We start from the raw sequence: 20522 nt of genomic DNA, 5'->3' as shown, positions 1-20522 counted from the left end.
CTACTTGCCCAGCGTCACTGCTTCGGCCGGTGGCGCACCGTCGGGCGCATCGGGCAGCAGCTGCGACTTGCGCCGCGAGCCGCGCCAGGCCGAGTAGCCCACGCCGATCAGCAGCAGCACGCACAGCCCGATGAAGGTGCCGCTGATCGGGCGCGTGATGAACACCGACATGTCGCCGCGCGAGAGCAGCAGCGCGCGGCGGAAGTTCTCCTCCACCATCGGCCCGAGCACGAAGCCCAGCAGGATCGGCGCGACCGAGAACTCGAGCGACATCAGCAGCGCGCCGATGATGCCGAACACCAGCACCTCCCAGATCTGGAACAGGCTGTTCTGCGTGCTGAACACGCCCACCGCGATGAAGAACATCGCCGCCGGGAACAGGTACTTGTAGGGCACCTTCAGCAGCTTCACCCAGACCCCGATCAGCGGCACGTTGAGCACCACCAGGATCACGTTGCCGATCCAGAAGCTGGCGATCAGGCCCCAGAAGATGTCCGGGTGCTCGGTGATCAGCTGCGGGCCGGGCTGGATGCCCTGGATCAGCAGCGCGCCGAGGATCAGCGCCATCACCGCGTCGCCCGGGATGCCCAGGCTCATGGTCGGGATGAAGTCGACCTGCGTCTTCGAATGCGCCGAGGCCTCGGGCCCGGCCACGCCTTCGATCATGCCGGTGCCGAAGGCCGCGGGCGTCTTCGACACCTTGCGCTCGAGCGCATAGGCGATGAAGGTGGTGATGGTCGGGCCGGTGCCCGGCATCGCGCCGAAGATCGTGCCCACGATGGTGCCGCGGATCATGGCGGGGAAGGCGCGCTTGAGCTCTTCCTTGCTCGGGCGCATGTCGCTGAGCTTGAGCGTGCCGGTGTCGCCGATGCTCTTCATGCGGTTCACGTTGAGCAGGAAGTCGGCCACGCCGAACAGGCCCATCGAGATCGCGACCAGCTCGAGGCCGTCGCTGAGCTCGGGCAGGTCGAAGGCGAAGCGGAAGCTGCCGCTGTTGACGTCGGTGCCGACCACGCCGCACAGCAGGCCGAACACCGTCATCGCCACGCCCTTGAGCGCCGAGCCGCGCGACATGGTCGAGCCCGCGAGCAGGCCCAGCATCATGATCGAGAAGATCTCGGTCGGGCCGAACTTGAACGCGATCTGCACCAGCAGCGGCGAGGCGAAGATCATCACCACGATGCCCACCGAGGCGGCGAAGAACGAGGAGATCATCGTCACGCCGAGCGCCACGCCACCCTTGCCCTGCTTGGTCATCGGGTAGCCGTCGAGGCAGGTCACCGCGTGCGGCGGGTGCGAGGGCATGTTCATCAGGATGGCGCCGATCGCGCCGCCGTACTGCGAACCGTAGAAGATGCCGGCCAGCATCAGGATGGCGGGCACCGGGTGCATCACGTAGGTGAGCGGCAGCAGGATCGAGATGGCCTGCAGCGCGCCCATGCCGGGCAGCACGCCGATGAGGTTGCCCACCAGCACGCCGAAGAAGGACCAGAGCAGGTTGGAGCCCTGGAACGCGACGCCGAAGCCGAACCAGAGGTCGTGGAGCGATTGTCCGATCATGGTCTCAGCCTCCCCACTGGAACAGCGGCAACTGCAGGCTCAGCGCCCACCAGAACACCACCACCGCGATGGCCATCATCGCGAGCGCGAGCAGCAGCGCCTCGCGCAGCGTGTTGTCGCGGTCGCCGAGCGCCGAGATGAACACGATCGCGAAGGTCGCGGGCAACAGCCCGCCGTACTCGCCGAGCAGCAGGAAGGCCAGGATGCCCAGCACGATGCAGACGCAGCCGCGCAGGTCGGGCAGGCCGGCGGGATGGCCGTGCGAGACGGCGGCCTCGGGCGCCGGTTGCTGGCCGCGCGCCGAGATCACCATCAAGAGGCCGATGAAGGCCAGCAGCAGCCCGAGCGCGACCGGGAAGAAGCCCGGTCCCATGTGCGCGAGTTCGCCGACGCGGTAGCCGTAGCCGGCGTAGGCGGCGGCCAGTCCGACGATCACCATCAGGGCTCCGCCGTAATAGTCTTTCTTGAATTTCGATGGGGCGCGCGATGCCTGCGAGGCCGCGCCACCACCCGTGCTGTGCTGCATATGTCTCCTTCGGGCTGAAGCAATGCAGTCTAGGAAGCGGGCCTTTCAATCCCCTTTCGCAACACGCTTGCAAGGGCCTTCGAGGCCCAAAATACGTGTTATCACGTACGAGCGAGCGGCAATCGGAGGATCGCGCGCAGCCCGCCGCCGTTGGCGCTCTCGGGCATGTCGGCGCTGTCGAGCAGGATCTCGCCGCCGTTGCGCCGCGCATAGCCGCGCGCGATGGTGAGGCCGAGGCCGGCGCCCTGCATCGCGGGTGCGTTCGCGCCATGCGAGGCCGGGTCGCGCTGGAAGCGCTCGAACACGCTGGCACGCCGCTCGGGCGCGATGCCGGGGCCGCTGTCGCAGACCTCGGCCAGTGCCTGCGAGGCATCGCGCCGCACCGTCACCGTGATGTTGCCGCCGCGCGGCGTGTACTTGATCGCGTTGTGCACCAGGTTCGCGAGCAGCTCGTGCAGCTCCTCGGCGTTGGCGCGCACCGGGATCACGGGCGATGCCTCGTCCTCTTCCTCGTCGGGCGCGGCGAGGCCCTCGGCCGCGGTGTCGCCGCGCGCATCGACCCAGCCCAGGTCCTGGTCGTGCTCGCGCGCGAGCGGCAGGTACTGCAGCACCACGGCGCGCGCGATCGCGTTGAGGTCGACGATCCCGGGCGCGGCGGCCTCGGTCTCGTCCTCGTGCGTCGCATGCGCGAGCGCCAGCAACTGTTCGCTCAGGCGCCGCGTGCGCGCGAGCTGCGCGACGATCGCATGCAGCGATTCGCGCATGCGATCGGGGTCGGTCTCGCGCACCGCGTAGCCGGCCTGGATCGACAGGATGCCCAGCGGCGTGCGCAGCTGGTGCGAGGCATCGGCGAGGAACTGCGAATGCTCGGCCACCATGCGGCGATGGCGGCCGATGTGGTGGTTGACCGCGTCGACCAGCGGCACCACCTCCTGCGGCACGCCGGCGGGGTCGAGCGGCTTGATGTCGTCGCGCGCGCGCTCGCGCAGCGAGCGGCGCAGCCGCTCGAGCGGGCGCAAGGTCCAGGCCACGCCCAGCCACACCAGCAGGGCCATCACCAGCACCATGCGCGCGGCGCGCAGCAGTTCCTGGCGCAGCGATTCGTCCACCGCGCGCTGGCGCGGGCCGGTGCCTTCGGCGGCCTGGATCAGCACGGTGTAGGCGCTGCCCGCGTGGCTGTTGTAGACCGTCTGGCGCAGCGCGGCCACGCGCACCGGGTGCTGCTGGTAGACCGCGTCGTAGAACACCGGCGCGTCGTCGGCGCCGGTCGCGGTCTTCGGCGGCGGGGCGGGCAGGTCGGGCACGCCCATCAGCGTCTCCTCGGTGCCGGCCTCGCCCCTGGCCAGCGGCGCCGCGCCCACGTGCAGGTACTTGTAGCGCAGGTGGGTCGACTCGAACATCGCCTGCACCGAGAAGGCCTCCTGCACGCGCACGCTGCCGTCGCTCGCGACCACGATGCCGTTGGCCAGCGCCTGCACGGGCTCGAGCAGGCTCTGGTCGTAGGCGTCGACCAGGCTCTCGGTCAGCGCCTGGTAGTTGCTCCAGCTGTCGAGCGCGAGCAGCGCGACCATGCCCGGCAGCAGCAGCGCCAGCAGGCGCGCGCGGATGCCGAAGCGCCAGCTTTCAGTGGGGGGTGGAGACGGCGGCGGCGCGTGCGGGTCCATCGGCGATGCCTTCGAGCATGTAGCCCAGCCCGCGCACGGTGACGATGCGCACGTCGCTGTCGGCGAGCTTGCGCCGCAGCCGGTGCAGCACCACCTCGATCGCATCGGGTCCGGCGGTGCTGTCGTTGGTGAACACCTTGCCGAACAGCTGCGACTTGCCGACCGGCGAGCCGCTGCGCATCAGCAGCGCGCTCAGGGCCGCGTGCTCGCGCGGCGTGAGCGCCAGCAGCGTGCCGCGCAGCGTGAAGGCATGGCTCTCGCCGTCGTAGGCCAGCGAGGCGCACTGCAGTCGCGGATGCTGCCGGCCGCGGCTGCGCCGCACCAGCGCGGTCAGCCGCGCCTCGAGCTCGACCAGCTCGAAGGGCTTGGTGAGGAAATCGTCGGCGCCGAGATGGAGGCCGCGCACGCGGTCCTGCAGCGCGCCCTGCGCGGTGAGGATCAGCACCGGCGTGCGGTCGTCGGCATTGCGCATGTCGGCCAGCACCGCGAGGCCGTGCTTGTCGGGCAGCCGCAGGTCGAGCACCACCGCGTCGTACTCGGTGCCGGCCATGAAGGCCTCGGCGGTGCGCGCGTCGGGCGCATGGTCGGTGACGAAGCCGCTCTGCGTGAGCGCGCGCACCAGCCAGGAGGCCATGTCCAGTTCGTCTTCCACCAGCAGAATGCGCATCGCGGGGAGGTCGGCCTATCGTTTCTTGTGGAGATCGGGGTCTTCGGCGGCGCGCGCGCTGGCCTTGGCCGCGCGGGCGCTGAGGTCGGGCGCGAGCGCCTCGCGGCCGTCGAACACGAAGCAGTCGCCCTGGTAGTGGGCGCCGCCCACCAGCTCGAAGTACTTGAGGATGCCGCCCTCGAGCTGCAGCACGTTGTCGACGCCTTCCTCGCGCATCAGGATCGCGGCCTTCTCGCAGCGGATGCCGCCGGTGCAGAAGCTCACCACCGTCTTGCCCGCGAACTCGGCGCGGTGCTCGCGAAGCGCGGGCGGGAACTCGGTGAACTTCTCGATGCGCCAGTCGATCGCGCCCTCGAAGCTGCCGTGGTCGACCTCGAAGGCATTGCGCGTGTCGAGCAGCGCGATCGCGCGGCCCGCGTCGTCGTGGCCCTGGTCGAGCCAGCGCTTGAGCGTGGGCGCGTCCACGCCCGGCGCGCGGCCGGCCGCGGGCTGGATCGCGGGATGGTCCATGCGGATGATCTCGCGCTTGAGCTTCACGAGCATGCGCCGGAACGGCTGGGCGGCCGACCAGCTGTCCTTGGTCTCGAGGTCGGCGAAGCGCGCATCGGCGCGCACGCCGGCCAGGAAGTCCGCCATCGCGCCGGGCTCGCCGGCCAGAAACATGTTGATACCCTCGGGCGCGATCAGGATCGTGCCCATCAGCCCGAGCGCGCGGCTGCGTTCCAGCAGGCGTTCGCGCAGCACCGGGCCGTCGTCGATGGCCACGAACTTGTAGGCCGCGATGTTCAATATCTCTTGGGTCTCTTGCACGGCGGGAATTCTAGGCGCCGCAGGTTGACCCGTTCCTGACTCGGGCACTCCCGAACCACTGGCCGCCCGGGTGTCAATAGGGGCCGCGCCAACTCACATCGTGGAGGCCCGCCTTCCTACAATGGACGGATGTTCGTTCACCTGCGCCTGCACACCGAGTTCTCCGTCGTCGACGGCACCAACCGCATCGACGAAGTCGTCAAGGCCGCCGCTGCCGACAAGCAGCCCGCGATGGCCATCACCGATCTCAACAACCTGTTCGGCGGGATCAAGTTCTACAAGGAAGCGCGCGGCAAGGGCGTCAAGCCCGTGATCGGCGCCGAGATCTTCCTCGAGGGCATGGGCAAGGATGCCGCGACGCTCACGCGCATCGTGCTGCTGGTGCAGAACAAGCAGGGCTACCTCAACCTCTCGGAGCTGCTGGCACGCGCCTGGACGCAGAACGTCGGCCGCGGCCAGGCCCAGGCGGCCTGCAAGCTCGAATGGGTGGAGGAACTGCAGGGCGGGCTGATCGCGCTGTCGGGCGCGCAGGCCGGCCCGCTCGGCGCGCCGCTGGCCGCGGGGCAGGGCGAACGCGCGGCCGAGCTCGCGCTGCGCCTCGCGGGCATCTTCCCGCACCGCTTCTACATCGAGCTGCAGCGCGCCGGCCGTCCCGAGGACGAGCCGCATGTGCTGGCCGCGGTGCAGCTGGCCGCGCGGCTGGGGCTGCCGGTGGTGGCCACGCACCCGGTGCAGTTCGCCACGCGCGAGGACTACGAGGCGCACGAGGCGCGCGTGTGCATCTCCGAGGGCGAGATCCTCGGCAACCCGCGGCGCGTGCGCCGCTTCACGCCCGAGCAGTACTTCAAGTCGAGCGCCGAGATGCAGGCGCTGTTCGCCGACATCCCGAGCGCATTGGCCAACACGGTCGAGATCGCCAAGCGCTGCAGCCTGACGCTGGTGCTCGGAAAGCCGCAGCTGCCCGACTTCCCCACGCCCTTCGTGAGCGAAGGCGTGCGCATGCCGATCGACGAGTTCTTCCGCCAGGAATCGTTCGAGGGGCTCGAGAAGCGCCTCGAGCACCTGTTCCCCGACGCGGCCAAGCGCGATGCGCAGCGGCCGCGCTATGTCGAGCGGCTCGAGTTCGAGATCAACACCATCCTGAAGATGGGGTTCCCGGGCTACTTCCTGATCGTGGGCGACTTCATCAACTGGGCCAAGCAGAACGGCTGCCCGGTCGGCCCGGGCCGGGGCTCGGGCGCGGGCTCGCTGGTGGCCTACGCGCTGAAGATCACCGACCTCGATCCGCTCGAATACAACCTGCTGTTCGAACGCTTCCTGAATCCCGAACGCGTCTCGATGCCCGACTTCGACATCGACTTCTGCCAGGGCAACCGCGACCGCGTGATCGACTACGTGAAGGACAAGTACGGCCGCAATGCCGTGAGCCAGATCGCCACCTTCGGCACCATGGCCGCGCGCGCGGCCATCCGCGACGTGGGCCGGGTGCTCGACATGAGCTACATGTTCTGCGACGGCATCAGCAAGCTGATCCCGAACAAGCCCGGCATGTCGGTCACGCTGCAGTACCCGCCGACGCAGAAGATCGAGGGCGACAAGAACAACTACGCGCTCGAGATGGAGCCGCAGCTTGCCGAACGCCTCGAGAAGGAGGAAGAGGTCAAGACCGTGGTCGAGCTGGCGCAGAAGCTCGAAGGCATGACCCGCAACATCGGCATGCACGCCGGCGGCGTGCTGATCGCGCCCGGCAAGCTCACCGACTTCTGCCCGCTCTACCAGCAGCCCGGCAGCGACTCGGCCGTGAGCCAGTACGACAAGGACGACGTGGAGGCCATCGGCCTCGTGAAGTTCGACTTTCTGGGCCTGGCCACGCTGACGATCCTCGAGATCGCGCGCGAGTTCATCATGAAGCGGCACAAGGGCCGCGAGAACTTCGCCTACGAGAACATCCCGCTCAACGACGGGCCGACCTACCGGCTGTTCTCCGAGGGCAAGACCGAGGCCGTGTTCCAGTTCGAATCGCGCGGCATGCAGGGCATGCTGAAGGACGCGCGGCCAACCCGGCTCGAGGACCTGATCGCGCTCAACGCGCTGTACCGCCCGGGCCCGATGGACCTGATCCCCAGCTTCGTGGCGCGCAAGCACGGCCGCGAGGACGTGGAGTATCCGCACCCGGCCGTGGCCCAGATGCTCTCGGAGACCTACGGGATCATGGTCTACCAGGAGCAGGTGATGCAGACCGCGCAGATCCTGGGCGGCTACTCGCTCGGCGGCGCCGACTTGCTGCGCCGCGCGATGGGCAAGAAGAAGCTCGAGGAGATGGCCGAGCACCGCGAGAAATTCCGCGCGGGTGCCTTGAGCACGCACGGCATCGCACAGGACAAGGCCGACGAGATCTTCGACCTGATGGAGAAGTTCGCGGGCTACGGCTTCAACAAGTCGCACGCCGCCGCCTACTCGCTGCTGGCCTATCACACGGGCTGGCTCAAGGTCCACTACACGGCCGAATTCTTCTGCGCCAACATGACGGTGGAAATGGACGACACCGACAAGCTCAAGGTGCTGTTCGAGGACGCGCAGAAGAACTTCGGCCTCACCTTCGAGCTGCCGGACGTGAACCGCGGCAACTACCGCTTCGAGCCGGTCACCGACAAGGTCATCCGCTACGGCCTGGGCGCCGTCAAGGGCACGGGCCAGCTCGCGGTCGAGGCCGTGGTGCGCGCGCGCGAGGAGGGTGGTCCGTTCAAGAGCCTGTACGACTTCTGCGTGCGCATCGACCGCCAGCGCATCAACAAGCGCACGGTCGAGGCGCTGATCAAGGCCGGCGCCTTCGATGCCATCCAGCAGAACCGCGCCTCGCTGATCGCCTCGGTCGACCGCGCCTTCGAATTCGCCAACGCGACCGCGGCCAATGCCGCGCAGGTCGACATCTTCGGCGACAGCGAGCACGGCTCGGCCACGGCCGAGCCCGAGCTGGTCGACGCCACGCCCTGGGGCGTGAAGGAACGCCTGACCTTCGAGAAGACGGCGGTCGGCTTCTACCTCTCGGGCCACCTGTTCGACGAGGTCTCGCACGAGGTGCGGCGCTTCTGCAAGCGCGAGATCACCGACCTGCTCGACAGCCGCGACCAGCAGGTGATCGCGGGCATCGTGAGCGACTTCCGCGTCATCAACGGCCAGCGCGGCCGGCTCGCGATCTTCAAGCTCGACGACAAGTCCGACTCGATCGATGCCACCGCCGACGAGGCGCTGATGAACGCCAACCGCAACACGCTCAAGGACGACGAGCTGGTGATCGTCTCGGGCCGCCTGCAGCCCGCGCGCGGCGGCTTCGAGGCGCGCTTCCAGGTGCAGCAGGTCTGGGACCTGGCCAGCGCGCGCTGCCGCTTCGGCAAGTTCCTGCGCGTGGCGGTCAACGGCAAGGCGCCCGACATCGCGCGATTGCTCAAGGACTTCCCGGCGCGCACCGAGCAGAGCGAGCATGGCGAGCTGGTGCAGGGGCTGCCGGTGCGCCTGTCGATGGCGCGCGGCGGCGCGCAGGTCGAGCTGCAGCTCGGCGAGCGCGCGAAGTTCTTCCCGACCGATGCGGCGCTCGCGAGCTGGACCGCGCAGGCCGAGGCGGGCAAGGCCGCGGTCATCTACGAATAACCGCACGCTGCGCAGGGGCGGCGAAAAACGATAAGGGAACTCCGCGCGGCCTGTGCCTTCTTACCGGGGCAGGCCTCGCGCCTGCGCGTTTTCAACCGGCAAGTTCGAGGAGGAACATTCGCCATGCCATACAAGACCGCCACCGGCACCCGCAACGCATCCATCAAGCAGGCCTTCCTGGCCACAGCCGCCCTGGCGCTGGCACTGCCCCTGAGCAGCCTGGCCCAGTACGCCGGCCCGAGCTCGGTGCCCGCCATGACCGTCAAGCAACTGCTCGACACCGGCAAGGACGACCAGCACGCCACCCTGCGCGGCTTCATCGTCTCGCACGACGGCGGCGAGCACTACACCTTCGCCGACGACACCGGCCGCATGAAGGTCGAGATCGACGCCAAGTACTTCCCGCCCGGCGTGAGGATCGACGACAAGGTGCGCGTCGAGATCACCGGCGAGTTCGACAAGGACCTCGTGGGCAACAAGGTCGAGCTCGACGTCAAGCAGCTGGTCGTGGTGCGCTGAGCGCGCCCTTCTCGACCAGCGCGTGCTCGATCCCGTCGAGCACCGCCTCCGGTGCGTGCAGCCAGTCCTTCGCGAGCACCTGCCGCACCTCCCAGCCGAAGGCATCGAGGATCCGCGGGCGCGAGACATAGCGCTCGAGCACGTTGCGGTTCTCGTAGTGGGCCGCCGTGTCCACGAGGATGCCGAGCGCGTAGTGGCTGTCCCCCGCACCTGAACCCGTGCCAGCGGCACGGATCGCCAGGTCGCAGCGAAAGCGCGACTGGCCCACCTGCTCGTCCACCGCATGGCCGCGCGCGCGCAGCGCGGCCGCGAGCTGCACGCTCACCGCGTCGGCCGGCACGTGGCCCGCCCGCGCCGCGCCGCGCGTCAGCGGGTTCATGCCCTCGAGCACGCGCGTGGCGGTGGCATCGTCGCCGCGCGACAGGCACTCGACATAGCGCAGGAAATTCTTCAGCGCCGCGGCACCCTCGTTGTGGTCGTTGGTGATCGCCTCGTGGCGGATCGTCGAGACCACCGCCATGTGATGGCGCGCGCGGCTGAAGATCACGTTGAGCCGCTTCTCGCCGCCGCGCTGGTTGATCGGCCCGAAGTTCATCAGCATGCGGCCCTCGGCATTCGGGCCGTAGCAGATGCTCAGCAGGATGATGTCGCGCTCGTCGCCCTGCACGTTCTCGAGGTTCTTGATGAACAGGCCGCAGAACTGGTCGTCCTCCTCGCGCACGTACTCGGCCTCGAGCCGCGCCGCGAACTCGGCGTCGGCCGCGGCGAGGCTGTCGAGCTCGGCCTCGATCTCGCCCTGCTGCGCTTCCGAGAAGGCCACGATGCCGAGGCTGCGCCCGGTACCGCGGCGCAGCAGCTCGCGCACCAGCTGCGCGATGTGGCGCGCCTCGCCGGTGTTGCGGCGGCTGTCGTAGACCGCGTCGGTCACGCGGTGGAAGCTGATGGCGCGCGAGAGCAGCGCATCGGCCTGCGCGGCCACCGACTCGGCCGAGGCGGCGTTCGACTGCACCAGGATCTCGGCGCGCTCCTCGCTCGGCAGGCTGCGGTCGGGGATGGTGTAGAGGTTGCCGGCGTAGAAGGCCGCGTTCGAGAAGCCGATCAGCGACTCGTAGCGGCTGCGGTAGTGCCAGGCCAGCAGCGTGGCCGGCAGGTTGCGCGCGCCCTGGTTCAGCAGGCTGTCGGCATCGAGCACCACCGCGATGCGGTCGCCCTCGTTGTCCTCGTCCTCGACCGACACGGTCTGGTCCTCGGCATCGCGGCCCGACGAGAAGAAGCTGGTCGGCGGCAGCTGCATCTCGTCGCCCACCACGATGATCTGCGGCGCGCGGTAGAGCGCGGGCACCGCTTCCTCGACCGGAATCTGGCTCGCCTCGTCGAAGATCACCACGTCGAACAGGTCGGCCGCGAGCGGCAGCGTGTCGGACACCGACAGCGGGCTCATGAGCCAGATCGGCTTCATGTCGCGCACCACCTGGCCGGTCTCGCCGCTCGCGAGTTCGCGGATCGCCTTGTAGCGCATGGTCTTGCCGAACTCGTGCTCGAGCTCGCGGCGCCCGGCGTTGTAGCTCTTCTTGAAGACCTTGCCCTCGGCATCGAGCTGGCTCGCGGGCAGGGCGCTCTTCTGCACATGGTCGCGAAAGCGCTGGCGCACGGCGGCGGCCAGCGTGCGCGCATTGCGGCCGAGCAACTGGCGCTCGGCATCGCCCAGGCGCTGCGCATGGCGCGCGAGCGTGGCCGCATCGAAGCGCGGCAGCCAGCGCTCGGTGCGGTAGACGCGCTCGAGGCCCTCGCGCGCGACCGCGAACTCGATCGCCTCGGGCGCGAGCGGCAGGCCGCGCAGCGCGGCGGCCACGGCCGGGTCGGCATCGGCGAGTTCCTGCAGCGGCGCGAGCACCGCGGGCAGGGCATCGGCCTGGTCGCGCAGCGTGCGCGCGAGGTCTTCGAGCGTGGCCAACGGCAGGGCTGCGGGATCGTGGACCAGGTCGCGCCACAGCGCATCGAGCGCGTCGCAGCGTGAGCCCGCGGCGACCAGGCGTTCGACGTCGCGGCTCGCGCCGGGCGCGCTGCGCAGATGGGCCTGGAAGGCGACGCGCAGGCTGCCGGCATCGTCGAGGCCGCGCAGCGCCTGCATCTGCTGCGCGTAGGCCTCGGGGTCGGTGCAGCCGTAGTCGGCTTCGAGCTGCGCGGCCTGCTTCTGCAGCGCGGCGCGGGCCGTGTGCTCGGCCAGCAGTTCCTCGAGCAGTTGCGCGGGCTTCGGCCGCACCGCATGCGCGGCGAAGTCGTAGCGGCGCTTGAGTTCGCCCGACAGCCGCCACCACGAGGGCTGGAGGAAGCGCAGCAGCGAGTGCTGCTGCGCGCGGGCCTGCGCGAGGCCGGCCTCGGTGTCGGCGGGCGAGAGCCTGTCGCGCCAATGGGCCGTGCGCTGCAGCCTCTCGTCGAGCGTCTGCTGCAGGCCGCGGCGTTCGGCCAGCGCGGCATTCAGCGCCTGGCTCGCGGGATGCGCGGCATCGAGCAGCGCGAGCTGCCCGCGCGCGGCCAGCGTCGCGACGCGGCGCGCGTCGGCCACCAGCGCGAGCGCGTCGCGCCATGTCACGCCGGCTTCGGCCAGCGGCGGCCAGGCCTCGACCAGCGCATCGCGGCAGGCCCCGCTTTGCGCCGCGGCTCGTTCCGAGCCTTCGACCAGCGCGGCCAGCGGCTTGGGCTGGCGCAGCAGCGCGGGCGCGAGCAGCGCGAACGGATGCTGCGCGAGCGTGGGCGCGCCCAGGCTCTCGGTGACGGCGAGGTGCAGCCGCGCGGCCAGCTCGGCATGGCGGCGCCAGGCCGCGTAGTCGGGCAGGGCCTCGGCCTGCAGCGGCGTGAGCTGGGGATCTGCGGTCTTGAGCGCGACCAGCCGCGCCACCAGCTCGCGCAGCGTGACGGCCAAGTGCGCGGGCACCTCGCGCATCGCGGCATCGAAGCGCTCGAGCGCGCGCAGGTCGAGGTCCATCGCATCGAGCAGCCGCGTGCGTTCGCCGCCCTCGGCCTCGAGCGTGGAGGGCGCCTCGAGCCATTGCTCGTAGGTCTGGCGCAGGTTCTGCACGAAGGCCTTCTTGTCGCCCTGCGAGTCGTGGATCATGCAGCAGAGCTCGTCCAGCCCCTGCTGGCGCAGGCGGTGGAACACGACGTCGATCGCGGCGCGCTTCTCGCAGACGAAGAGCACGCGGCGGCCGCGCCCCACGTAGTCGGCGATCAGGTTGGTGATGGTCTGCGACTTGCCGGTGCCCGGCGGCCCCTGGATGATGTAGCTGGCCCCGGTGCGCGCCAGCGCCACGGCGGCGGTCTGGGTCGCGTCGGCCTGCACCACCGGCCATTGCTCGGCCAGCGGCAGCACGGCGGGCGTCTCGGCGTCGACCTGGCGCGGCTGCAGCGAGAACACGCGGTCGAAGGCCTCGCTCGCCATGTCCGACTCGACCAGCCCGCTGTAGTCGCGCACCAGCGACATCTTGCGGTGGTTGAAGTTGCCGAGCGTCACGGCCGTGAGGTCCACGTCCCACTGGTAGGGATTGCCGGCGTTCTCACGCAGCGCGAAGGTCTGGCGCTCGGCCTCGGCGGGCGCCATCTGCGGTGCACGTGGCGTCGGGCGTGCGCCCACCGCGCCGGCCAGCGGCAGCGGCACGCGCTGCACGCGGGCATGGAACAGCTGCAGCCCGCGCGGGCGGAAATCGTCCTGCGCGTAGCTGTAGTCGGTGGCCGCGATAGGCACGGCCGAGGGCGCGCGTTCGCGCACGCGCCGCTTGAACTGCTCGAGCCGCTGGCGCGCGCGCTGGTGGATCAGCGCGATCTCGGGTTGCCGCAGCAGCCGCAACTGCACGCCGGGCTCGGTGCGCGCGATCTGCGCGGCCAGTTCGGCATGGAACTGCTCGATCGAGGTCTCGCGCAGGTCGATGCTCTCGGGCAGCACGATGCCGTAGAGCTGGCGCAGGTGATGGCGCAGCGTCGGGTTGACCTGGGCCTCGGGGCCCGCGGCCTCGAGCAGGTACTGGTCGCGCACGCCCTTCTTGCGCGAGAGCTCCACCGGCAGCATCAGCAGCGGCGAGACGATGCGCTCGTTCGCGTCCTCCTTGAGGTTGTGCCAGCGCAGGAAGGCGATCACCAGCGAGAGCTGCGACAGGCCGTACTCGGCGCGGTCGCGCCGCGCCTCCTGCAGGATGCGGTCGAGCGCACCGGGCAGGTAGGGCTGGTCCTCGAAGCGCAGCCAGCGCGCGAGCGGCACCGGGTCGCCGCTCGCGACCTCGGCGGCGAAGCGGCCGTCCCACACGCAGAGCTGGTCGACGCGGATGCTCTGCAGGTCGACCACCAGCGGCACGCTGGCCACCGTGAGGTTGACGTGCGCCTGCGTGGGCTTGAAGTACAGCAGCCGGTTGCGCCGCGAGAGGTCGAACAGCCGGTCGCGCAGGTGCAGCTGGATCGCCTGGCGGCGCTGGCCCGCGCCATCCTTCGGGTTCGCGAGGCGCTCCAGGCCCAGGTCCAGCGGCTGGTCGCGGTAGGTCTCGAGGCGGCGGATCACCGAGGGCAGATCGCGCGCGCGCTCGTGGCGATCGAGCGCCGTCATCTCGACGATCACCGCGGCCAGCACCGGGTGCAGCCGGCGGTTGATCTCGAACAGGTTGCCGCGGTGCTCGGCGAAGCGCGCGAGCTCCTCGCCCTGCGTGAAGTCGAGTCCGCAGGCCAGGCTGGCGAGCACCTGGCCCAGGCACAGCATGTCGCTGAGCGCGTCGTGGTGCGCGAAGCGCTGCTCCCAGGCGCCGTAGCCGGGCAGGTAGGCCGGGCGCTGCGGCACGGTGTCGGGCGTGGCCTCGGGCAGCACCTCGAGGTTCTCGCGCGCGACGCCGATGCCGCCTTCGACGGTGACGCGTTCCTCGCCGACCACGCGCAGCACCGAGGCCACCGGGCGCTCGAGCGGCGCGATCGCCTGCGGGTTGCGCTTCGGCTCGGCGCCCGCGGACTGGGCCAGTTCCAGCGCGGGCACCTCATTCACGCGGTAGGCCATCGCATGGCCCAGCGCGGCGACCCGGCCCTGCTCGTGCAGCGCCGAGACCTCGCGCAGCAGCGGCAGCGCGAGCGCGAGCACGTCGTCGGTCTGCAGGCCGCCGTGGGCATCGGCGGTGTCGAGCAACTGCAACAGCGGTGCGATGCTGGTCATGCGGTGGCGCTCCGTGCGTGCTGGGCCCGGGCCTTGTCGAGCACGGTGGCGGCATCGCGCCTGACGCGCGCGAGCGTGCGTTTGGCCAGCTTGAGGTCCTGCGCGAGCCGCTGTTCGAAGGGCGCGGCGCAGCCCAGCGGTTCGGCCAGCGCGAGCGCCGCGGCCAGCGCGGCATCGTCGAGCTCGGGATCGGCCGCGACGAAATCGACCAGCACGCTGGCCATGTAGTCGTGCAGCCCGGCGGGCAGCGGATCGGGCGGCGGCGGGTCGACGGCCTGCGGCAGCGAGGGCACGAAGCCCGGGAAGAAGCGCCGCGCATGCGCGAGCAGCGGATCGGACTGCATGAAGGGCTCGCGCAGCAGCCGCGCGACCACGGCACGCGTCAGGCCGCCCACGCGCTCCTGGCCCAGCACGTCGAGCGTGCCGAGGTCGAGCGGGCCTTCGAGCGCGCCGGCCAGCCAGGCATCGGCCTGCGGATCGCGCTCGCTCCACAGCCGCAGCGCGCGGGCGCGCACGAAGACCTCGGGATGGCTGGTGCCGCGCGTGGCTGCATCGGGCCCGGCGCTGATCTCGTCGGCCTGGCGCAGGTAGCTCGCGGCATGGACCTGCGCGAGGCCGGTCTGCACCTTGACCAGCGCGCTCACCGCGGGCTCGAGCGCGCCGCAGCCCACGCAGGCGCCGCGGTCCGCGAAGGCCTCGGTGTAGAGGCTGTGGCGCCGCGCGGTCTGCAGGTGGCTCGCGTCGGCGCGCGGATCGGCCGCGGTCGCCTGCAGCAGCCGGTCGACCACCAGGTGGCGGCCGTCGTCGCGCGTCCACAGCAGGTGGTGGGCCAGTTCGTGGCCGAGCACGGCCTGCAGCTCGGGCCCCTGCAGCCGCTCGAGCAGCGGGCCCGAGAGCACGATGTGGGCCTCGCCCGGCAGCATGTGGATGGCGGCGTTCATCGCGCCGTCCTGTCCTTGGTAAAGGGTGATCGGCACCGTGACGCCGAGCCGCCGCGCGACTAGCGCGCTGTGCGCATGCAGCTCCGGATGCGCGTCGGCGTCGAGCCGGTACGACTGGCGCAGCAGTTCGGCACGCACGGCGGCCGCATGCTCCTCGCGCGCCTCGGCCGAGGCGGCCCAGCGCCAGGCCTCGGGTTCGTTCGCCTGCAGGTGGGCGGCCAGCGCCTGCTGGTAGGGCAGCGGCGCCAGCTCGGCCAGGCCGACGGGAGAAAGCGTGGGGGAGGGGGCGCCGGGAGAGGAGTCGACCATGTCGGGATCGCCGGTAACAAGAGTTGCCGACGATCCTAAACGAGCACCGTGGCGGCGCCGTCCTTCCTCAGTGCGCCATCGGCGCGACCGCGAGGTCGGGCAGCACGTTCATGATGCGCAAGGTCTCCTGCACCACCTGGCTGAACACCGGTGCGGCCACCAGCCCGCCGAAGTACTTGCCGGCGCCGGGCTCGTCGACCATCACCGCGACGATGATGCGCGGCTTGTCGATCGGCGACATGCCGGTGTACCAGGCGCGGTACTTGTCGGAGGCATAGCCCTTGCCGACCTGCTTGTGCGCGGTGCCGGTCTTGCCGCCGACCGAATAGCCCATGGTCTGGGCCAGCGGCGCGGTGCCGCCGGGCGCGGCCGCCAGGTGCATCATCTGGCGCACCTCGCTGGCCACCAGCGGCGAGAACACCTGCACGCCCGTGGGCGGCGTGCCGTCGTTCTTCAGCAGGCTGACCGGGATCACCTCGCCGTCGTGCGCGAAGGCGGTGTAGGCATGGGCGATCTGGAACAGCGAGGCCGACAGGCCGTAGCCATAGGACATGGTGGCCTGCTCGATCGGCCGCCACGACTTCCACGGCCGCAGCCGCCCGGTCACCGCGCCCGGGAACACGGTCTGCGGCTTCTGGCCCAGGCCGACCGCGGTCAGCGAGTTCCACATCTCCTGCGCCGACATGCGCTGCGAGATCTTGGTCGCGCCGACGTTGCTCGACTTCTGGATCACGCCCTCGACCGTGAGCACGCCGAAGTTCTCGTCGTCGTGGATGGTGGCGCCCGAGACGGTGATGCGGCCCGGGTTGGTGTCGATGATGGTCTTGGGCGTGACGCGGCCGAGCTGCAACGCGGTCGCGATGGTGATCGGCTTCATCGTCGAGCCGGGCTCGAAGACGTCGGTCATGGCGCGGTTGCGCAACTGCTCGCCGCTGAGGTTGCGCCGGTCGTTGGGGTTGTAGCTCGGGTAGTTGGCCATCGCCAGCAGCTCGCCGGTGCGCGCGTCGACCACCACCACGCTGCCGGCGCGGGCCTTGTTCGCGACCACGGCGTCGCGGATCTTCTCGTAGGCCAGCGATTGCACGCGGTCGTCGATGCTCAGCTGGATGTCGCGCCCGTCGGTCGGCGGCACCTGGTCCTCGGTGTCCTCGACGATGTGGCCGAGCCGGTCCTTGAGCACGTGGCGCGAGCCGGCCTTGCCGGCCAGGTCCTTGTCGAAGGCCAGCTCCACGCCTTCCTGGCCGATGTCCTCGACGTTGGTGAAGCCGGCCAGGTGGGCCGCGGCCTCGCCCTCGGGGTACTGGCGGCGGTAGTCGCGGCGCAGGTAGAGGCCCTTGATGCCGAGCGCCGCCACCTGCTTGGCGATCGACTCGTCGACCTGGCGCCGGATCCAGACGAAGCTCTTGTCCTCGTCCTCGAGCTTCTTGTCGAAGTCCTTCTGCGGCATGCCGAGCAGCCGCGCCGCTTCGCGCAGCCGGCCCTGCACGGCGGGATCGTCGCGCTCGATGTCCTCGGGAATGGCCCAGATGCTGGGCGCGGGAATGTCGGAGGCCAGGATCAGCCCGTTGCGGTCGAGGATGCGGCCGCGGTTGGCCGGCAGCTCGAGCGTGCGCAGGTAGCGTACCTCGCCCTGGTGCTGGAAGAAGTCGTTGTCGAAGACCTGCACGTAGGCCGCGCGCACCGCGAGCAGCAGGAAGCCGAAGGCCACGGCCGCGACGATGAGCTTGCTGCGCCAGACCGGTGTCCTGCTCGCGAGCAGGGGGCTGCTGCCATACCGGATGTGTCCGTTGGGCTTCATCGTTCTTCTGAGGGAGCGCTCTTCCCCGCCGTGTTGTTGTGGGCGGTAGAGGGGCCCGGAGGCCGCGAGTTCCGGGCCGGCGCGCGCGCTCATTCGGCGCTAAGACAGCGGCGGCGCGGGGCCGAAGCGCCGCGCCGCTCGCTTCTTCAGTGCATCACTGCGATTTCGGCCGCACGCTGATGATCGGGAACGGCGAGGGCACGCGGCCGTCGACGTCGCGCGGCATCACCTCGGTCTTCTGCACCGCGCGCAGGGCGGCGTCGTCCCAGGCGGCATTGCCGCTGGACTTCACGAGGCGCGGCGTGCCGACGATGGTGCCGTCGGGCGAGGTCTGGATCTGGATCTCGGCCGCGGGGTTGTCGCTGATCGAGTTCGGATCGAACACCACGTTGCGCTTGATCAGCGCGGCCACGCGGCCGAAGTAGCCGGCCGACGGACCGCCGCTGCCCGCGCCCTTGCCCGAGCGCGGACCGGTGGTCTGCTCGGCCGTGGAGCCGGCCTGGCCCATCAGGCGGCGCAGGTTGTCCTGGCGGTCCTTGTCGAGCTGCGCCTTCTGCTGCTCGAGCTTCTTGGCGTCGTCGCGCTTCTTCTGTTCCGCGAGCTTCTGCTGCTCGGCCTGCTTCTGCTGCTGCAGTTCCTTCTGGCGGTCTTCCTCGCGCCTCTTGGCCTCGAGCTGGTCCTTTTCCTTCTTGGCCTGGGCTTCCTGGCGTTTCTTTTCCTGCTGGCGCTGCTGTTCCTGTTCGCGCTCGCGCTGTTCCTTTTCCTCGCGCAGTTTCTTCTCGCGCTCGAGCGCGATGTCGGGTGCCTTGGGCGCCGGCGTGGGATCGGGCCGCACGGCCTGCGGAGGAGGCGGCGGGGGCGGGGGAGGCGGCGGTGCGGGCGTGGGCTCGGGGGCCGGCGGCGGGTTGGCGATGCGCGGCGCGGCCACCTGCTGCGTGGGCGACCACAGCTCGGCTTCCACCGCGTCGTCGTCGCCTTCGCTCTTCCAGCGCACGCCCCAGGTCAGCGCGGCGATCAGCAGCGCGTGCGCGATCAGGGCGAGCACCACGGCGCGCGGCGTGCCGCGCTGCGGCGGCGGCGCGAACTCGGGGCGATCGAGGGCAAGTGACATGCGTTTCGGGGTCCGGCTGGCGCTACGGCTTGGCGTTGGTGGTCTGGACCGACAGGCCCACGCGCTCGATGCCGGCGCGCTTGAGCTGGTTCATGGCCTTCACCACGGTCTCGTACTTGACCGACTTGTCGGCGCTGATGACCACCGGGCGCTGGTCGTCGCCGTTCTGCGCGGCCTTGGCGATGCTGCCGATCTGCGTCATCGGCACCGAGGCGCCGCCGGTGCCCTGGGAGGGATCCTTCTTGACCTGGACCTCGTCGTCGCTCTTGATGACGATCTCGATCGGCTTGTCGGGCTGCTTGTTGGCGCGGTCAACCGTGGGCAGGTTGATCACGCTCGGCGTGATCAGCGGCGCGGTGACCATGAAGATGATCAGCAGCACCAGCATCACGTCGATGAACGGGACCATGTTGATCTCGTTGATCGTGCGGCGACCGCGGCCGCGGGACGAAACGGCGGGCATGCGTGCGCGCTCCGGTTCAGCGGTTGGTGGCCGAGGGGCCCGCCGGGGCCGCCGCGGACGGGTTGGAGGACAGGTTGCGCTGGAGGATGTTCGAGAACTCCTCGATGTAGGTCTCCAGGGCGATCGCGATCTTGTCGATCTCGCGCGCGAAGCGGTTGTAGCCCACCACGGCCGGGATGGCGGCGAACAGGCCGATGGCGGTGGCCACCAGCGCTTCGGCGATGCCGGGCGCCACGGTGGCGAGCGTGACCTGGGTCAGCGCGGCCAGGCCGGTGAAGGCATGCATGATCCCCCAGACCGTGCCGAACAGGCCGACGTAGGGCGAGACCGAGCCGACGGTGGCGAGGAAGGACAGGTTCTGTTCGGCCGCGTCGAGCTCGCGCTGGAAGCTCGCGCGCATCGCGCGGCGCGCGCCGTCGAGCAGCGTGGGGGCGTCGCTCACGTGGCGTTCGCGCAGCTTCTGGTACTCGCGCATGCCCGAGGCGAAGATGCGTTCCATGGGGCCGGCGAACTTGGCGTTCTGCGCCGCCGAGGCGAACAGCTCGTTGAGGCTGGTGCCCGACCAGAACTCGCGCTCGAAGTCGTCGTTGAGCGCGCGCATGCGCTTGAGCGCGAAGTACTTGCGGATGATCGCCGCCCAGCTCGCGATCGAGACGATCACCAGGAGGAGCACGACCGCTTGCACCATGAAACTGGCATGGAGCAGGAGATTGATGATGGAGAGATCTTGATTCATGGCTTGAAGGGTTGAGTCATGGAGCCGCGATAGCGTTCGAGGGTTCCCGAAACCTGCGCCGGAATCCGTGCCGGGCGCAGGCTGGCGGCGTCGACCCAGCCGATGCGGATCGTGCCTTCGCACAGCAGGGTGGGGGTGGCGCGCGCCTGCTCCGGCTTCAGCAGCACGGTCTGCGCGATTATCAGTGAGGCGGAGCCCATCTGGCGCAGGTCGGCGGTGACGATGAGCTGGTCGTCGAGGCGGGCGGGGCGGTGGTACTTGATCTGGGTCTCGCTGACGACGAACTGGCCGCCTGTTTCGTTGCGCAGCTTGTGCTGCTCGACGCCCAGGGAGCGGAGCCATTCGGTGCGGCCGCGTTCCATGAACTTGAGGTAGTTGGCGTAGAAGACGATGCCGCCGGCGTCGGTGTCTTCCCAGTAGACGCGTAGGGGGAACTCGTAAGTCATGTCTTGGGTGCTCATGCGGTCTGCTCTCTGCGGAGTGCGGAGCCGGGATGTGCGCCCGGCGGCGCAGTCACTTTCTTTTGTCTCGCCAAAAGAAAGTAACCAAAGAAAAGGCGACCCCACTGTCTGCGACCCTTCGCTTCGC

At 70.0% G+C, this 20522-nt stretch carries 14 protein-coding genes; 2 read left to right on the top strand and 12 right to left on the bottom strand.

Going from position 1 to position 20522, the window contains the following annotated elements:
* From AC07RM_RS19040 to AC07RM_RS19020, 5 genes are all read right to left on the bottom strand, one after another.
* A complete protein-coding gene (locus tag AC07RM_RS19040; protein WP_296785243.1) occupies nucleotides 1-1560 on the bottom strand; it encodes a tripartite tricarboxylate transporter permease in 1560 nt (519 codons plus the stop codon).
* 4 nt (nucleotides 1561-1564) lie between these two features.
* On the bottom strand, nucleotides 1565-2086 hold the full coding sequence (locus AC07RM_RS19035; RefSeq protein WP_371268817.1) for a tripartite tricarboxylate transporter TctB family protein: 522 nt from the start codon (nucleotides 2084-2086) through the stop codon (nucleotides 1565-1567).
* Between the two features lie 101 nt (nucleotides 2087-2187).
* A complete protein-coding gene (locus tag AC07RM_RS19030; RefSeq protein ID WP_495335501.1) occupies nucleotides 2188-3750 on the bottom strand; it encodes a sensor histidine kinase in 1563 nt (520 codons plus the stop codon).
* A complete protein-coding gene (locus tag AC07RM_RS19025; RefSeq protein ID WP_093344346.1) occupies nucleotides 3710-4417 on the bottom strand; it encodes a response regulator in 708 nt (235 codons plus the stop codon). The genes AC07RM_RS19030 and AC07RM_RS19025 overlap by 41 nt, the downstream gene beginning before the upstream one ends.
* A 15-nt stretch (nucleotides 4418-4432) precedes the next feature.
* A complete protein-coding gene (locus tag AC07RM_RS19020) occupies nucleotides 4433-5227 on the bottom strand; it encodes a sulfurtransferase (protein WP_296785247.1) in 795 nt (264 codons plus the stop codon).
* A 129-nt stretch (nucleotides 5228-5356) separates the two neighbouring features.
* On the opposite strand from AC07RM_RS19020, the gene dnaE reads away from it, so the two are divergent.
* Nucleotides 5357-8875: a DNA polymerase III subunit alpha gene (dnaE, locus tag AC07RM_RS19015; protein WP_495335500.1), complete on the top strand. Its 3519-nt coding sequence runs from the start codon at nucleotides 5357-5359 to the stop codon at nucleotides 8873-8875.
* A gap of 123 nt (nucleotides 8876-8998) precedes the next feature.
* Nucleotides 8999-9394 (top strand): YgiW/YdeI family stress tolerance OB fold protein, encoded by a 396-nt coding sequence (locus AC07RM_RS19010; RefSeq protein WP_093344340.1) that lies wholly within the window; start codon nucleotides 8999-9001, stop codon nucleotides 9392-9394.
* Here AC07RM_RS19010 and AC07RM_RS19005 read toward each other — a convergent pair.
* From AC07RM_RS19005 to ybgC, 7 genes are all read right to left on the bottom strand, one after another.
* The gene (locus AC07RM_RS19005) at nucleotides 9369-14576 is read right to left on the bottom strand and encodes a DUF4011 domain-containing protein (RefSeq protein WP_495335499.1); all 5208 of its coding nucleotides are present in this window, start codon (nucleotides 14574-14576) and stop codon (nucleotides 9369-9371) included. The genes AC07RM_RS19010 and AC07RM_RS19005 overlap by 26 nt on opposite strands.
* Nucleotides 14573-15826: a M48 family metalloprotease gene (locus tag AC07RM_RS19000; protein WP_495335498.1), complete on the bottom strand. Its 1254-nt coding sequence runs from the start codon at nucleotides 15824-15826 to the stop codon at nucleotides 14573-14575. Before AC07RM_RS19000 ends, AC07RM_RS19005 begins: the two co-directional genes overlap by 4 nt.
* A gap of 67 nt (nucleotides 15827-15893) precedes the next feature.
* Nucleotides 15894-17624, bottom strand: coding sequence for a peptidoglycan D,D-transpeptidase FtsI family protein (locus AC07RM_RS18995; protein WP_495335497.1), 1731 nt, complete (start codon nucleotides 17622-17624; stop codon nucleotides 15894-15896).
* 154 nt (nucleotides 17625-17778) lie between these two features.
* Nucleotides 17779-18735: a cell envelope integrity protein TolA gene (tolA, locus tag AC07RM_RS18990; RefSeq protein WP_495335496.1), complete on the bottom strand. Its 957-nt coding sequence runs from the start codon at nucleotides 18733-18735 to the stop codon at nucleotides 17779-17781.
* Nucleotides 18736-18757: 22 nt separating this feature from the next.
* Entirely contained in the window at nucleotides 18758-19198 is a 441-nt protein-coding gene (locus AC07RM_RS18985) for an ExbD/TolR family protein (protein ID WP_093344332.1), read from the bottom strand.
* A gap of 16 nt (nucleotides 19199-19214) precedes the next feature.
* A complete protein-coding gene (gene tolQ / locus AC07RM_RS18980; protein WP_093344331.1) occupies nucleotides 19215-19934 on the bottom strand; it encodes a protein TolQ in 720 nt (239 codons plus the stop codon).
* Entirely contained in the window at nucleotides 19931-20380 is a 450-nt protein-coding gene (ybgC, locus tag AC07RM_RS18975) for a tol-pal system-associated acyl-CoA thioesterase (protein WP_495335732.1), read from the bottom strand. The genes tolQ and ybgC overlap by 4 nt, the downstream gene beginning before the upstream one ends.
* Between the last annotated feature and the right edge of the window lie 142 nt (nucleotides 20381-20522).

The sequence above is a fragment of the Variovorax sp. GW821-FHT09B05 genome (genome assembly GCF_059418265.1).
The sequence above is the reverse complement of the archived record's forward strand: the minus strand, read 5'-3'. Positions and strand labels throughout refer to the sequence as shown.

Excerpts from the sequence above, each read along its gene's own strand:
- dnaE (WP_495335500.1), top strand. The coding sequence starts at position 5,357 with ATGTTCGTTCACCTGCGCCTGCACACCGAGTTCTCCGTCGTCGACGGC.
- AC07RM_RS19000 (WP_495335498.1), bottom strand. The coding sequence starts at position 15,826 with ATGGTCGACTCCTCTCCCGGCGCCCCCTCCCCCACGCTTTCTCCCGTC.
- AC07RM_RS19040 (WP_296785243.1), bottom strand. The coding sequence starts at position 1,560 with ATGATCGGACAATCGCTCCACGACCTCTGGTTCGGCTTCGGCGTCGCG.
- ybgC (WP_495335732.1), bottom strand. The coding sequence starts at position 20,380 with ATGACTTACGAGTTCCCCCTACGCGTCTACTGGGAAGACACCGACGCC.
- AC07RM_RS19010 (WP_093344340.1), top strand. The coding sequence starts at position 8,999 with ATGCCATACAAGACCGCCACCGGCACCCGCAACGCATCCATCAAGCAG.
- AC07RM_RS19030 (WP_495335501.1), bottom strand. The coding sequence starts at position 3,750 with ATGGACCCGCACGCGCCGCCGCCGTCTCCACCCCCCACTGAAAGCTGG.
- AC07RM_RS19025 (WP_093344346.1), bottom strand. The coding sequence starts at position 4,417 with ATGCGCATTCTGCTGGTGGAAGACGAACTGGACATGGCCTCCTGGCTG.
- tolA (WP_495335496.1), bottom strand. The coding sequence starts at position 18,735 with ATGTCACTTGCCCTCGATCGCCCCGAGTTCGCGCCGCCGCCGCAGCGC.
- AC07RM_RS19035 (WP_371268817.1), bottom strand. The coding sequence starts at position 2,086 with ATGCAGCACAGCACGGGTGGTGGCGCGGCCTCGCAGGCATCGCGCGCC.
- AC07RM_RS18995 (WP_495335497.1), bottom strand. The coding sequence starts at position 17,624 with ATGAAGCCCAACGGACACATCCGGTATGGCAGCAGCCCCCTGCTCGCG.
- AC07RM_RS19005 (WP_495335499.1), bottom strand. The coding sequence starts at position 14,576 with ATGACCAGCATCGCACCGCTGTTGCAGTTGCTCGACACCGCCGATGCC.
- AC07RM_RS18985 (WP_093344332.1), bottom strand. The coding sequence starts at position 19,198 with ATGCCCGCCGTTTCGTCCCGCGGCCGCGGTCGCCGCACGATCAACGAG.
- tolQ (WP_093344331.1), bottom strand. The coding sequence starts at position 19,934 with ATGAATCAAGATCTCTCCATCATCAATCTCCTGCTCCATGCCAGTTTC.